The 13,505-nt window shown below is 41.9% G+C and carries 14 protein-coding genes; 13 read left to right on the top strand and 1 reads right to left on the bottom strand.

Annotation, left to right across the window (positions count from 1 at the left end):
- The first annotated feature begins 179 nt into the window (after nucleotides 1-179).
- The 10 genes from LPAF129_RS04785 to LPAF129_RS04740 all read left to right on the top strand — a co-directional run bounded on the left by LPAF129_RS04785 (nucleotide 180) and on the right by LPAF129_RS04740 (nucleotide 7,508).
- Nucleotides 180-767 (top strand): guanylate kinase, encoded by a 588-nt coding sequence (locus LPAF129_RS04785; protein ID WP_244055024.1) that lies wholly within the window; start codon nucleotides 180-182, stop codon nucleotides 765-767.
- A gap of 18 nt (nucleotides 768-785) precedes the next feature.
- Nucleotides 786-932, top strand: a complete 147-nt coding sequence (locus LPAF129_RS04780) for a hypothetical protein (RefSeq protein ID WP_244055023.1) — start codon at nucleotides 786-788, stop codon at nucleotides 930-932.
- A 182-nt stretch (nucleotides 933-1,114) separates the two neighbouring features.
- Complete coding sequence (locus LPAF129_RS04775; RefSeq protein WP_244055022.1) at nucleotides 1,115-1,543, top strand: Fur family transcriptional regulator; 429 nt, start codon at nucleotides 1,115-1,117, stop codon at nucleotides 1,541-1,543.
- A 159-nt stretch (nucleotides 1,544-1,702) separates the two neighbouring features.
- On the top strand, nucleotides 1,703-2,164 hold the full coding sequence (locus tag LPAF129_RS04770; RefSeq protein WP_244055021.1) for a hypothetical protein: 462 nt from the start codon (nucleotides 1,703-1,705) through the stop codon (nucleotides 2,162-2,164).
- Nucleotides 2,165-2,179: 15 nt separating this feature from the next.
- Nucleotides 2,180-3,139: a DUF6681 family protein gene (locus LPAF129_RS04765; RefSeq protein ID WP_244055020.1), complete on the top strand. Its 960-nt coding sequence runs from the start codon at nucleotides 2,180-2,182 to the stop codon at nucleotides 3,137-3,139.
- Nucleotides 3,140-3,490: 351 nt separating this feature from the next.
- Nucleotides 3,491-4,231 (top strand): amino acid ABC transporter ATP-binding protein, encoded by a 741-nt coding sequence (locus tag LPAF129_RS04760; RefSeq protein ID WP_309296499.1) that lies wholly within the window; start codon nucleotides 3,491-3,493, stop codon nucleotides 4,229-4,231.
- Between the two features lie 12 nt (nucleotides 4,232-4,243).
- Complete coding sequence (locus LPAF129_RS04755; RefSeq protein WP_244055019.1) at nucleotides 4,244-5,074, top strand: transporter substrate-binding domain-containing protein; 831 nt, start codon at nucleotides 4,244-4,246, stop codon at nucleotides 5,072-5,074.
- Nucleotides 5,071-5,709 carry an amino acid ABC transporter permease gene (locus LPAF129_RS04750; RefSeq protein WP_244055018.1) on the top strand — a complete coding sequence of 213 codons (639 nt, stop codon included), beginning with the start codon at nucleotides 5,071-5,073 and terminating at the stop codon, nucleotides 5,707-5,709. Before LPAF129_RS04755 ends, LPAF129_RS04750 begins: the two co-directional genes overlap by 4 nt.
- A gap of 12 nt (nucleotides 5,710-5,721) precedes the next feature.
- Nucleotides 5,722-6,375 (top strand): amino acid ABC transporter permease, encoded by a 654-nt coding sequence (locus tag LPAF129_RS04745; protein ID WP_244055017.1) that lies wholly within the window; start codon nucleotides 5,722-5,724, stop codon nucleotides 6,373-6,375.
- A gap of 722 nt (nucleotides 6,376-7,097) precedes the next feature.
- On the top strand, nucleotides 7,098-7,508 hold the full coding sequence (locus tag LPAF129_RS04740) for a GNAT family N-acetyltransferase (protein WP_244055016.1): 411 nt from the start codon (nucleotides 7,098-7,100) through the stop codon (nucleotides 7,506-7,508).
- Between the two features lie 477 nt (nucleotides 7,509-7,985).
- Here LPAF129_RS04740 and hflX read toward each other — a convergent pair whose 3' ends face one another.
- Nucleotides 7,986-9,248 carry a GTPase HflX gene (gene hflX / locus LPAF129_RS04735; RefSeq protein WP_244055015.1) on the bottom strand — a complete coding sequence of 421 codons (1,263 nt, stop codon included), beginning with the start codon at nucleotides 9,246-9,248 and terminating at the stop codon, nucleotides 7,986-7,988.
- A 413-nt stretch (nucleotides 9,249-9,661) separates the two neighbouring features.
- On the opposite strand from hflX, the gene LPAF129_RS04730 reads away from it, so the two are divergent.
- From LPAF129_RS04730 to LPAF129_RS04720, 3 genes are all read left to right on the top strand, one after another.
- Nucleotides 9,662-11,290: a peptide ABC transporter substrate-binding protein gene (locus tag LPAF129_RS04730; RefSeq protein ID WP_244055014.1), complete on the top strand. Its 1,629-nt coding sequence runs from the start codon at nucleotides 9,662-9,664 to the stop codon at nucleotides 11,288-11,290.
- A 245-nt stretch (nucleotides 11,291-11,535) separates the two neighbouring features.
- A complete protein-coding gene (gene opp3b, locus LPAF129_RS04725; protein ID WP_244055013.1) occupies nucleotides 11,536-12,465 on the top strand; it encodes an oligopeptide ABC transporter permease in 930 nt (309 codons plus the stop codon).
- A 3-nt stretch (nucleotides 12,466-12,468) separates the two neighbouring features.
- Nucleotides 12,469-13,503: an ABC transporter permease gene (locus LPAF129_RS04720; protein ID WP_244055012.1), complete on the top strand. Its 1,035-nt coding sequence runs from the start codon at nucleotides 12,469-12,471 to the stop codon at nucleotides 13,501-13,503.
- The last annotated feature ends 2 nt before the right edge of the window (nucleotides 13,504-13,505 follow it).

Below are 13,505 nucleotides of genomic sequence, written 5' to 3'. Positions count from 1 at the left end.
TAGAGATTTTTGGAAACTTTGGTGGCGAACTGGCTGAATAAGAACCGTCCGCTGGCAAATTTGACCGGAAAGTCCTGCTTTTTGGGGGATAATGGTAGGCAGTTTGGAGCGACAATGGTAGAATTGATAAAAATAACAGATTGAAGGAACACGACTAAAAGCATGAGGAGGAAGATGGGATGAAGCATGTGGTAGTGATCAGTGGAGCACCGGGAACAGGCAAGACAACTGTCCGCAACTACTTAACAGATCAGTACAAAATGGCCAAAATTTTGACGCATACGACCCGCCCCAAACGTTTGGGGGAAGAAGACGGTCGGGATTATTACTTTGAAAGTGAAGAATCATTTGCGCAAAACCACTATTTAGAATTCGTGGATTATGATGATAAAAAATATGGTTCATCCGTTGAGGGCTTGCACCGCGCCTGGGAACAAAATGATTGGGCTGTGATCGTGTTGGATTCGCAAGGAGCCTGTTCATATTTGGAGCAAATGCCGGCGGAAACGTTAGTCTTATACTTAAAAACGGCTGACCAGCAAAAACAACTGCAACGGTTGGAAAGCCGTGGGGATAGTGCGGCTTTGATCAAAAAGCGGTTAGCGAGTCAAGAAGCGCAACGTGATTTAAAATTGCCACAAGCTTTAGAACAACAGGCACATAGCATGGTAAATGATGACTGGGAACAAACGAAACATTTCTTAGCGGCCTGGCTCACTCAGGTGGGCTGGCAGCCAGAGACGACCGAGGAATCTGTGGGCGAATAAAATGATGGACGGAAAGTTATGAAGAATAATAACGTTAAAATTGATGATATTATGAAAGAGTCCATGAAAGATCCAGAATTTGCAAGGATATCACATGTTGAAGATATTAAACTTGATTTAGCAGAAGCCATGGTTAATTCCAGAAAAGATAAAAAATATCTTTAAGAAAAAGTTTACTTTCACGTTAAATTAAAGCTTTAAGTCTATTCATTGAATTGGGTAGGCTTATTTTTTCAGCAAAAATGGACCAACAGAAATCGTGGATCTACCTTCGCTCTGTGATTTGGTTCTGTTTCGTGCTAGGATGTTAAGTAGTAATAATTACTTTTTAAAGGACGTGAATGAATGTGATTGCTGATGCAGTGCGAATTTTGAAAAATAATCAGTATAAATTGACGAAACAGCGTCGCAGTTTGTTAGAATTTCTGTCTGAGCACCAACATGAATACACAGAAGTGACGCAAGTCGATAAGCACATGCGTGAAATTTATCCCACAATGAGCTACAATACCGTTTACCGGAATTTAAAGGAATTTGAACAAATTGGTATTATTGAAACTAAAAGCCAAGCTGGCGGGACAGTCGTGAAATACCAGTGTGATTTTAGTAAGATGCACCATCATCATTTTATTTGCCGGAATTGTGGTTCAGTGCTTGAGCTCGCTGAATGTCCGCTGGATTATTTCCAAGAACAACTGCCTGGCTGTAAAATTGAGGGGCACCGTTTTGAAATTTATGGGATCTGTGCCAAATGTCGCGCCGCTGGAATTGAATAGGATTTAAATTTACTTAAGTATTCGTAATTCCGTGTGGTACTCCGTAAATTTTGTCCTATAATAGGAAAGACCCCGTTGAAAGTAACGGGAGCAAGCTTGTCATCAACGACTAACGATAACAAATTAGTTGGCGTTTGAAATAAAAGGAGGAGAAATTTAATGGCTAATCGAACGGCACCTTTGATCACACCGTTCGCCATTTTCTCAGCAGTTTTGGCCTTAGGTGCCACCAACGTGGTCGTCAATACTGCCACGCATTCTGCTGAAGGGAAACCAAGAACGGCTGTGGTTTCCAGTTCGTCTTCGGTTTCCAGCAGTTCAAGTGTGACACAGTCAGAGACTAGTTCGTCTAGTTCTGCTAGTCAATCTGAAAGTTCAGACGATCAAAGTAGTGAGAAACAGGAGTCATCTGCGGTGGATAGTGCGCAAAGTTCATCCGCTGAAACCAGCAGTGCTGATCAGACCAGTGAACAACCGGACGAAAATGACCAAGAACAACAAAGTTCGGCTGAGCAAACTGAGGACGCCCAGCAAGACTCAACTAATGAGAATAATGAGCAAAACGAGACACAAACACCTGCGCCGCAACAAGGACGCGCATCACAAAGTACTGACGAATAAGGAGGGCGGTAGTTAATGTTTACGTTATTTCAGACGATTGCCGCTTCTCTGGGGTATGTGAGCCTGAGTGCGACGATCAAAAATCGGATTTACACAATTTTGGCAACAGTTGGTAATTTTTACCTACTTTATGTTTCATACCGGTTCTTCCGGAATGGTTTTCCCTTGCGTGGGGCGCTATTTATTCTGGCATTTCTAGGAATCGCCTACTTTTGTTATTTGAATATTTTCTACTACTTCACTAACAAAACTGCCAAATATGATTTGTCGGCTAAAATTGCCGAAGCATTGCACATTCAAGTTAAAGATCCGTTAAGTGATACCCAAGACCAAGTGAACGCCGGCCCTGGCTTTGTTCAAACAAACGGAATCTTTTCAGACGAAGAGTTTTTGCCAGCAACCTTAGAAATTTCTGCCGTTCAAAGCGGCAGTATTCAGGCGGTCGCTAAGGCTTTAGAAAAAATCGATTATTTCCACGCTAACTACGGCGGCTTATCTGACAAACAATTGTTTAAACAGCTGCAAAACGGCAGTCAAACGGAAGCACCAAAGCTCGTCGAACCAGTCGCTTTACCATATTTTGAAATGCGTCAGAAAGGTGACAAACTGGCAGTCTATGGCGGTTTAAACCAGATGCGTGCCTTGGAACTAGCCACAATCAAAACGATTGGACTTTTACCAGCCAAAGAAGCAGTCAAGAACTTTGACGTCTTTTTGGCAACGACCGTCTTAACGGCTGGGCCTTGTAAAAAAGCAGCCCGCCAGAGCTTAGTTGAATTAGACCGACCTTATCAAATTGACGTGCGGATCGCTTATAAAAAGAAGGGCGAACCCGTCCCCGGCTTACATCAGCCAACTCCAGCAGAGTTAGCGGCTGACCGAGAAAAAACAGGCTCAACCAAGCAAACGAAAAAGATAGCTAAACAAACTCAGGAGACGGAAACGCAGACTGAACATCTCCATCGCCGTCATTAGGGAATTAACTAAAAAAATCAAGCCAAATTTGGCAACAATTCAAGCAGGAGACCATTAGTCTTAAAAATTAATGGTCTTTTTTGTTTGATAAAACATTCACAATAAAAGATGTGAGCTTACCTAACACTGATGAAAACCCAAAAGTTAGCGCTGCTTTGAGGCTAAATGTCTGTGATTGAAAAAACGAAATTCTAGAAAAAACCCTTGATTGATAAGGTTCGTCACCGGTAACATCAAAACTAATTTATTAAGCTACCTGAACATTTTCTTGCTTTTCTGCGTTTTTTTCTATAAAATTAATAGTGATACTAAAAGCAAATTGTAAAATTGAAACGAAAGCAGGCGATATATATGGCAATGATCGAATTTAAGAAAGTGAATAAATACTATGGCGACTTTCATGCTTTAAAGAATATCGATTTGAAGGTTAACCAAGGAGAGGTCGTTGTTGTAATCGGCCCATCTGGATCTGGGAAAAGTACTTTGATCCGGACAATTAATGGTCTTGAATCGTTTTCTGATGGACAATTGATTGTGAATGGCATGGACCTTTCTGATAAAAAAGCAGATTTGAACACTTTACGACGCGATGTTGGGATGGTTTTCCAGCATTTTAATTTGTACGAAAATAAGACTGTCCTAGAAAACGTGATGTTAGCACCACGCCTGGTGTTGAAACGTGACGAAGAAGAAAATAAAAAGATTGCCATGAAGTATTTGGAATTGGTTGGTTTGACTGAAAAAGTTGATTCTAAACCACGGCAATTATCAGGTGGACAAAAGCAACGGGTCGCGATTGCGCGCTCACTGGCAATGCGGCCGAAGGTGATGTTGTTTGACGAACCAACTAGTGCCCTTGATCCTGAAATGATTGATGATGTGTTGAACGTTATCAAAAAAATCGTGGAAACGACTGAGATGACGATGGTCGTTGTCACGCATGAAATGGGCTTTGCCCGTGAAGTTGCTGACCGCGTAATTTTTGTGGATGATGGCACGATCGTGGAAGATGATCCAGCAGAAGAATTTTACCACCATCCAAAAGAAGAACGGGCTCGTCAATTCTTGAGCAAAATTATTGTCCACAAATAGGGGGGAGCAAGCATGTCGAAATGGTTCAAAAAAGTTCTGATTGCAGTCGTTCCACTTTTCTTGCTGACTGTGCTTGCGGCCTGTGGTCAAAAGCAAACAGATAATGTTTATCAACGCACTAAGAGTGCTAAGAAAATTGTCTGGGGTGTGAAAGCAGATACTCGTTTGTTTGGCTTAATGAACGTCAAAAACGGTGACATTGAAGGCTTTGATGTTGACTTGGCGAAGGCGATCACCAAGCAAATGTACGGCAAGGATGCCCAAGCAGAATTTATCCAAACGACCGCTAAAACAAAGGTCCCATTGCTAAAGAACGGCAACATTGATGCAGTTGCAGCAGCAATGACGATCACTGATAAACGAAAGAAAATTATTGACTACACTCAACCATACTTTGGCGCGGGGCAGTCGTTGTTAGTTAAAAAGGGCAGTCCAATCAAAGCTGTTCGTGATTTAAACAAGGCTGGAACGAAAGTGATGGCCGTGAAAGGGACCACCGCAGTCGATAATATCCATAAATTTGCGCCTAAAGCCAAAGTCTTGGAATTAGATGACTATGCCCAGTCCTTTACCGCATTGAAGTCTGGTCAGGGGGTGGCGATGACCACTGATAACGGGATCTTATACGGGATCGCAAAAGAAAACCCAGATTATGAAGTGGTTGGCGGCACCTTTACCAATGAACCATACGGTTTAGCGGTCGATAAGGGTCAAACCGAAATGCGCGCCCACATTGACAAGGCCTTAGACCAGCTACAAGCCAATGGGACTTACAGCCGCTTAGTTGAAAAGTGGTTTGGTGGGATTCCTGGCTTTGATGTGAAGGAGGTGGAACAGCCATGATCAGTGTCTTAACAAATAACTGGTCGACTTTATTGACCGGTTTTGGCAACACTTTGTTGTCGAGTGTGATCGCCTTAGTTTTTTCTTTGGTGATCGGGTCTGCCTTTGCCATCATGGAAACTGTTCCTAGCAAAGTCGCTCGTGTGATCGCCCACACTTATATCGAAATTTTCCGGAATATTCCGTTGCTGGTAATTACGATGTTCTTTTATGTCGTGATTCCACAGTATGTGGCACCAATGACTGGCTTTGCCGCCGGAACAGTGGGGTTGACTTTGTATACTTCATCTTTCATTGCTGAAACTGTCCGGGCGGGAATCCAAGCAGTTGATATTGGTCAAATGGAAGGTGCGCGGTCAAACGGGATGACCTACTGGCAAGCAATGCGCTATATTATCTTGCCCCAGGCTTTCCGCTTGGTAATTCCACCGTTGGGAAACCAGTTTATTAACTTGATCAAGAACTCATCAGTCCTAGCCTTTGTGGCTGGTTTTGATTTGATGTACCAAGGTGATGCTTTGGCATCCGCCACATTCGATACCTTTAATACCTACTTGGTTGTTGGTGTCTTTTACCTGGTATTGACCTTGCCGTTAAGTTATTACATGCGGCATCTCGAAAAGAAATTAGTTTAGGAGGTGAAATAGATGTCGATTTTAAGTCAAGCATATACTTGGATCAACTTGAAGTTCTTACTAGAAGGACTTGGAGTGACACTGGAAGTTTCGCTGATTTCTATCGTGTTGAGTTTTGTGATTGGTTTGTTACTCGGAGTGATTCGGTATGTGGGAATTAAATACTTTTCTGCAATTGTCGGTTTTATCATCGATATTATTCGAAACCTGCCATTGCTGTTGATCATCTTTTTCACCTACTTCGCTTTGCCGAAAACAGGCTTAAGGATGTCACCGCTGTCGGCTTCGATCGCAGCATTAGTTGTGTTTGAGTCAGCGATGTTAGCAGAAATTGTCCGCAGTGGGATCATTGCGGTTGACCCTGGCCAAATGGAAGGGGCGCGTGCAAACGGCATGACTTACTGGCAAGCAATGTGGTATATTATTTTGCCACAGGCATTGTTAAAAATGATTCCGCCGTTGGTTTCTCAGTTTATTTCGTTGATCAAAGATACTTCTTTGGCAACAATTATTGTGTTGCCAGAATTATTATACCGGGCACAAATCATTTACGGACAGGACACACGTTATATGTTACCGATGTATTTTATGATTGCGGTCATGTATTTCATTGTTTGTTTTGCCTTGTCGCTAGTAGCGAAGAGAATGGAAAAGAAGTTCGGATAACAAACACAGAGCGAAGTGAAACGGGAGAAAGCGAGCACCATCGGAACCTGAGCACTAATGCGGTTTAGGCATTGGTGCTTGGGTTTGGATGGGCGGAATTTTCTGTTTCACGGAGCTCGACTAACAATCACAGAGCGGAAAAACTCGTTTAGAAGACGAGCATTAACAGGTTTTCGGATATGATGCGGTTTAGGCATCATGGCAGAAAATAGGTTAAGCGGAATCTCTTGCCTCACGAAGCTCGACTAAGAACACAGAGCGAAACAAAGCGGTCAGCTCCCGAGCATCATCGGAACGCAGGAGTTAATGCGTTTTAGGCATTGACCCTGAGTTTGGATGAGCGGAAGGAGTTGCTTTGAGGAGCTCGACTAAGAACACAGATCGAAGCTAGTCGGGAGGACCTCGACTAAATCTACAAGATACATTATTTCAACTAAATCAGCCAGTTTTTGCAAACAAAGAGGTTTGTGAGAGCTGGCTTTTTGCTTATTAAGAATACTGGGCTGAAAGTGCTTCTTTATGAGCGATTTTCGTTAGTTTACCAAGAATGTCTCATTTAAAAAAAGACGTGATAAATATAAAAAATCAAATAAATGCCGAAAAATCAAAGATACAGAATTTTTTACTTGAAAATGCAGCGTCTTTTTTCTATAATAAAAAGCATAAATTTATCATATAGTTTTAATGTTTAGCGGAATACATATGTTAGGGGGACGAAATCTATGGATCTAATCGTAAATCCCAGGTTAACGAAAAATGAACTGATCAAGCTTTACAGCTCAGTTGATTGGCAAAAAGACGTGGAGAATATCGATAATTTGAAAAAAGGACTGCGCAAATCATTTGTGATCGCAGCTTACGAGGACAAAAAATTGGTTGGGTTAGTCCGGGCTTTGAGTGATTTCTCGACAGTCGTTTACGTACAAGACCTGCTAGTTTGTCCCGAGTTTCAGGGAAAACGAATCGGCAAAACGCTGATGCTACATTTACTGAATTATTTTGCGGCTGTGGGTCAAATTATTATTGCGGCAAAACCTAATAACGATGCCCGTAAGTTTTTCCACTATTTAGGTTTCCAAGAAGGCTGTGATCGACATTTATCAGCATATGTGATGGATCGGCGCGTACGGTAGGAAAATTGGAATAAGCTACAGAAATTGATTTGGCCTAGAAGCTACTCAATTTTTGTAGCTCTTTTTTATTTTGAAATGATTTAGTGGCGAAGGAAACTGGCATAGTTAGCTAAAGTATGCACGAAAATTTGTGGAAACAAGCATAGTCGGACGAAGTATGCACGGAAATTCGCAGAAACTGGCATAGTCGGTCAAAGTATGCACGAAAACTCACGGAAATGTGCATAGTTCGACTAGCTATGCACGAACCTATCATCAAAATAAGCTCGCTGGCGCAGAGAAAACTAATTTCTGTGCCAGCGAGCTTATTTGAAAATAGATTTTTAGTTTTTTCTAAGAGAAGTCCGCTCTGTCTTAGTAGTCGAGCTCCGTGAAACAGAAAGTTCCGCCCTTCCAAACCCAAGCATCAATGCCGAAACCGCATTAGTGCCTAGGTTCCGATGGTGCTCGCATTCTCCCGTTTCACTCCGCTCTGTTTTAGTCCTGAACGAATCTGCTTAAAATTCCAGCCAACTGTGGTGAGACTTCAGCTGTGATCAGTGTGCCTTCTGCTGTATAGTCCGTTTTTAGAACTGTTGCCTTACTGTTTAACTGTTCCAAGTACTTGCCTTGGCTGAATGGTATCAGATAGGTTTGTGTTTGAAAGTCCGCAAATAAGGTGTCCTTGATCAATTTGATCAACATCTCTAGTGAAGCATCGTCACGAGCGCTAAAAGTCAACTGATCGCCCGCAATTTCCGGATAACGCAATCCTGGTTCAAGGTCAGCCTTATTAAAGGCATAAATCATCGGGATCCCCTTAACACCAATTTCGTGCAGTGTTTTTTCAGTCGTTGCGACCATTTCTTTGGCATGCGGGTCAGAGACATCGACGACTTGGACTAAGAGGTCAGCCTGAGCTGCTTCTGCCAAGGTGGTTTTGAAAGCCTCAACTAATTGGTGGGGCAGCTGCGAAACAAAACCAACTGTATCACTGAGCAGGACCTCTTTGTTGTCTGCAAATTGAATCTTACGCACTGAGGTATCTAGCGTAGCAAACAGCATGTTTTTTTCAAAGACCTGCTTGTCTTCATTTTGTCCGGTCAAACGCAGTAAACCGTTCATTGTAGTTGATTTGCCGGCATTGGTATAACCAACTAAAGCAACAGTCTTCAAGCCAGAACGGTCACGTGCATGGCGTTTGGTCAGTTCTTCTTGTTCAACTTCTTTTAATTGATGGCGCAAATGGTTGATTTGATTTTGAATCGTCCGGCGATTTAATTCCATTTGAGTTTCACCAGAACCGCGACTGGTAAATCCTCCTCCGCCGCCACCAGCGGTCTGCTGGTCAAAACGATTTAGACTAGAAGTCCGTAAACGGGGCAAACGGTATTGTAAAGCTGCAATTTCAACTTGCAGCTTGGCGACCCGACTCCGAGCCCGGCGTGCAAAAATTTGTAAGATCAGGGCTGTCCGGTCAATGACGATCAGTCCAGTTTGATCTTCGATATTTCTTAGTTGGGTTGGAGTCAGTTCATCGTTGACGATCAGCATTTCAGCATCTTTTGCTAAGGCGGCTTCTTTGAGTTCAACTAGTTTTCCTTTGCCAAAGTAGCTAGCTGCAACGGGTTTATCAAGTTTTTGAATGATCGAGAGTTCTGGTTCAATTTCAGAGGCTTCGGTTAGGGCACCTAGTTCACTCATCGTATATTCAAAATTTTCTTGCCCGCTGTTGATTCCCGCAAGTATTGCTCGGTCCATATGATTTCCTCCAGTTTCATCTTTATGGAACATTATAACATTTAGCGGAAATTTTAGCTGAAGTCTGTCATCAAAATGAGCAAAAATAAGTTTTTCAGCTAATTTTCTTATAAAGGTCGAGAAATGATGATAGGATTGTAAGAGATATTCATGTAAAATTGCTGAATTTCGGGGAGTAAATGGTCAAAAGGAATTTTAGCAAATCGGTTACATCGCTTTTTTAGGGATAAAAATGAGAAAAATAAGCGCTTTAAAACCGCGGAAAACCGAGCATTGAGCGAAAACCGTAAAATAAATATTAAAAAAATTAGAGGATACCCTTGATTTTAATATCAATTTCATATAGAATTTAAACAACGTTAAGAGATATTTGCGATATCTGTCGTACATAGAAAAAAGGAGTTGTTACTAGAATGAAGCTTAAAAAATTTGCTACAGCCGGCGCTGTCATGGCTGTTTCTGCTTTAACTTTAGCTGCTTGTGGTTCTAAATCATCCTCAGATGCTCAATCAAAACAGGTTTTGCACTGGACTGAATCATCAGAACTACCTTCAATGGATTTGTCAAAAGCAACTGACGTGGTTAGTTTTGATACTTTGAATAACACAATGGAAGGTCTCTACCGTTTAGGTAAGGACGCTAAGATCGAACCAGGTTTGGCGAAAGAGACTCATGTTTCTGACGATGGTTTGACATATACTTTCGATTTACGTAAATCAAAATGGTCCAACGGTGATGATGTAACTGCGAAGGATTTCGTTTACTCATGGCAAAGAACTGTTGATCCAGCAACTAGTTCACAGTATGCTTACCTCTTTGACGGTGTGAAGAATGCTGAAGCCGTTATGAACGGTAAGATGAAACCTAGTGCTTTGGGAGTCAAGGCCGATGGCGACTACAAACTGGTCGTAACTTTGGACAAGAAACTCCCATACTTCAAGTTATTGATGGGCTTCCCTTCATTCTTCCCACAAAATCAAAAAGTGGTTGAAAAGAGTGGCAACAAGTATGGAACAACTTCTAAGGACATGGTTTATAACGGACCATTTAAGTTAACGAAGTGGACTGGCTCTAACTTGAGCTGGGTCGCACAAAAGAACAACAATTACTGGGACAAGAAGAACGTTAAGCTTGATTCGATCAGCTTCAAGGTTAACAAATCCAACTCAACTTCTTACAACTTGTACAAGACTAACAAGCTTGATGCTGCCTCATTGAGTTCAGAACAAGCTAAACAGTTGAAGAATGATAAAGAATTCTTAACTCGTAAGAATGCAAGTACTTTCTACTTCCAATACAACCAAACGAAAAAAGAATTCCAAAACAAGAAGATCCGTCAAGCCCTATCAATGGCAATCAACCGTGAACAATTAGTTAACAAAGTCTTGGGCGATGGCTCATCTGTTTCTAAAGGCTTAGTTTCTAAAGGCTTAGCTAAGAATCACGGTAAAGACTTTGCTGATGAAGCATACGTTAAGTCCGGTGTTGAATACAACAAGGCTGAAGCCAAGAAGTTATGGGCTGAAGGTATGAAAGAAATTGGCCAAACTCACTTAGATATTAACCTATTGAGTGATGATTCAGATAAAGCTAAAGATACAACAGAATTTATCCAAAGCTCAATCGAATCAACTCTTGGTAAGAGTGTGACAGTTCACGCACAAAACGTGCCATTTAAGACTCGTTTGACACGTTCCGAACAAGGTAACTTTGATATGGTTATCTCTGCTTGGGGTGCTGACTTCGCTGATCCAATTAGTTTCTTGGACTTGTTCACATCCAACAACTCCCAAAACGATGGGGAATGGAAGAATGCTGAATATGACAAGCTGATTCAAGCTTCTAAGACAACTGATGCTGGTAACACTGACAAACGTTGGGATGATTTAGTTAAGGCTGAAAAGATCTTAGCTACAGAACAAGGTATCTCACCACTTTACCAACAATCAACTGCATGGATGGTTAAGAGTAAAGTTAAGGGCATCATCTACAACTCAGCTGGTGTTAACTACAACTTCAAGAACACTTATATCAAAGAATAATCCGGTTCTTTAATTGAAAAACCGAGTGAAGCCAGAGGGAATTGACACGCTCTATGTTGTCAGTTCCCTTTGCCATATCACTGGAAGTTTAGCAAAAGCCGAACTTTCAAGGGTAATTATTTGATAAACATCGTTCTACAAGTTAAAATAAATTGATGTTTAAAAATAGCTGCAGCCATCGGACTAGGATCCCGCCTAGTCTGGTTGTTGTACATAGAAGTAAAACTAGAATGTGAGGGTGAATTATGAAAAAATACCTGCTAAAAAGGATTTTATATATGGCTTTGACGCTATTTTTGGTCGCCACCATTACCTTCTTTCTAATGAAGTTAATGCCGGGGACGCCATATTCGAACCAGGAAAAAATGACGCCACAGCAGATCAAGATCATGAATCAGCAATATGGGTTGGACAAACCAGTCTGGTTACAATATATTTTTTATATTGGCGGGATGTTACACGGGGACATGGGAACTTCATTCCAGTTCAGTAACCAACCAGTTTCTTACTTGATTTCAAGCCGGATCGGCGCTTCTGCTCAGTTGGGTGTGCAAGCAATGATCTTCGGGGTCTTCTTCGGAATTATTGTCGGGTCAGTGGCTGCGGTTTATCGTAACACTTGGGTCGATACCACAGCGACAATTGTGTCGATCATTGGTAAGTCAGTGCCGAACTTCGTGTTGGCTGTCTTATTGCAGTACTACATTTCGTTAAAACTCGGCTGGTTCCCAATAGCCGATTGGGGTGGATTTGAATATACGATCCTGCCAACAATTGCTTTAGGGGTCGGACCACTAGCGGAAACGGCGCGTTTCATTCGGACCGGGATGGTCGATGTTTTGAATTCCGATTATATCGAATTGGCACGCGCAAAAGGTTTGAACAAATTTGGCATTATCTACCATCATGCTTTACGGAATAGTTTGATTCCATTGGTTACTTTGATTGGACCATACACCGTTGCATTGATGACTGGTTCCATGGTTATCGAAAATATCTTTTCGATCCCTGGTATTGGTGAACAGTATGTTAAGTCAATTCAAACAAACGACTATCCAACGATCATGGGTGTCACAATGCTATTCTGTTTTGGTTTAGTGTTGATCATCTTGTTCACGGATATTATCTACGGTATTATCGATCCACGGATCAGACTTAATGGAAATGAGGACTAATCAATGGCAGAAGAAAAAATTAATTTACAACCAGATAGCTTCGAGCCATTAGCTCAAACTAACGAGCAAGAGCTTGACAGCGAAAAAATTGCTGCCCCTTCATTAACCTTCTCGCAGGATGCTTGGCGGCGTCTGAAGAAGAATAAGGGTGCCGTGATCTCATTGTTCATTATCTTGATCATGGTGATCGTTTCATTTGGTTCAACACCATTCATTACTCATTCTGAGTTGGTTAAATCTAACCCAGAATATGCTAACTTGCCAGCGAAGATCCCTGGAATTGATATCAACGGCTTCAACGGTAAAATGAAAGTCGGTGGCGAATGGACTGATGTTTACAAACAAAATGGGATTAAAGATAACGTGCATTTCGTGTTGGGGACTGACTACTTGGGTCACTCTTTGGCACAACGAATCATTTACGGAACAAAAATCTCTCTGACTGTTGCGATCGTGGCGACCCTGTTTGATTTACTGATTGGGGTCACCTACGGGATCGTTTCCGGTTGGAAGGGAGGGCGAACTGATAACGTGATGCAACGGATCATCGAAATCATTTCGTCCATCCCTAACTTGATTATTGTGGTTTTGATGCTGATCGTCTTTAGACCAGGGATGACTTCGATCATTTTGGCCTTAGCGATTTCTGAATGGACCACGATGGCCCGGATGATTCGAGCGGAGACTCTCTCATTGAAAACCGAAGAATATGTCTTGGCTTCCAGGACGCTCGGGCAATCAACTGGTAAAATTGCTTGGAAACATTTGGTACCAAACGTTTCAAGTATCATTATTATTCAGACAATGTACACGATTCCTAGTGCCATCTTCTTCGAAGCATTCTTGAGTTTTATCGGTATTGGGATCTCAGCACCACAGACATCATTAGGTGTGCTGTTAAACGATGGTCAAAAGAACTTCCAATTTTTGCCATACCAGATGTGGTATCCAGCAATTATCTTGGTTATCTTGATGATCGCCTTTAACTTACTCGGTGATGGTTTACGTGATGCATTTGATCCAAGAACAAGAAGGTAGGT

This window comes from Ligilactobacillus pabuli (assembly GCF_022836475.1).
GTDB lineage: Bacteria > Bacillota > Bacilli > Lactobacillales > Lactobacillaceae > Ligilactobacillus > Ligilactobacillus pabuli.
Note: the sequence above shows the minus strand (reverse complement) of the source record. Positions and strands in the feature narration are given on the sequence as shown.

Coding starts and splice junctions, on each gene's coding strand:
- LPAF129_RS04785 (WP_244055024.1), top strand. CDS start 180: ATGAAGCATGTGGTAGTGATCAGTGGAGCACCGGGAACAGGCAAGACA.
- LPAF129_RS04780 (WP_244055023.1), top strand. CDS start 786: ATGAAGAATAATAACGTTAAAATTGATGATATTATGAAAGAGTCCATG.
- LPAF129_RS04770 (WP_244055021.1), top strand. CDS start 1,703: ATGGCTAATCGAACGGCACCTTTGATCACACCGTTCGCCATTTTCTCA.
- LPAF129_RS04765 (WP_244055020.1), top strand. CDS start 2,180: ATGTTTACGTTATTTCAGACGATTGCCGCTTCTCTGGGGTATGTGAGC.
- LPAF129_RS04760 (WP_309296499.1), top strand. CDS start 3,491: ATGGCAATGATCGAATTTAAGAAAGTGAATAAATACTATGGCGACTTT.
- LPAF129_RS04755 (WP_244055019.1), top strand. CDS start 4,244: ATGTCGAAATGGTTCAAAAAAGTTCTGATTGCAGTCGTTCCACTTTTC.
- LPAF129_RS04750 (WP_244055018.1), top strand. CDS start 5,071: ATGATCAGTGTCTTAACAAATAACTGGTCGACTTTATTGACCGGTTTT.
- LPAF129_RS04745 (WP_244055017.1), top strand. CDS start 5,722: ATGTCGATTTTAAGTCAAGCATATACTTGGATCAACTTGAAGTTCTTA.
- LPAF129_RS04740 (WP_244055016.1), top strand. CDS start 7,098: ATGGATCTAATCGTAAATCCCAGGTTAACGAAAAATGAACTGATCAAG.
- hflX (WP_244055015.1), bottom strand. CDS start 9,248: ATGGACCGAGCAATACTTGCGGGAATCAACAGCGGGCAAGAAAATTTT.
- LPAF129_RS04730 (WP_244055014.1), top strand. CDS start 9,662: ATGAAGCTTAAAAAATTTGCTACAGCCGGCGCTGTCATGGCTGTTTCT.
- opp3b (WP_244055013.1), top strand. CDS start 11,536: ATGAAAAAATACCTGCTAAAAAGGATTTTATATATGGCTTTGACGCTA.
- LPAF129_RS04720 (WP_244055012.1), top strand. CDS start 12,469: ATGGCAGAAGAAAAAATTAATTTACAACCAGATAGCTTCGAGCCATTA.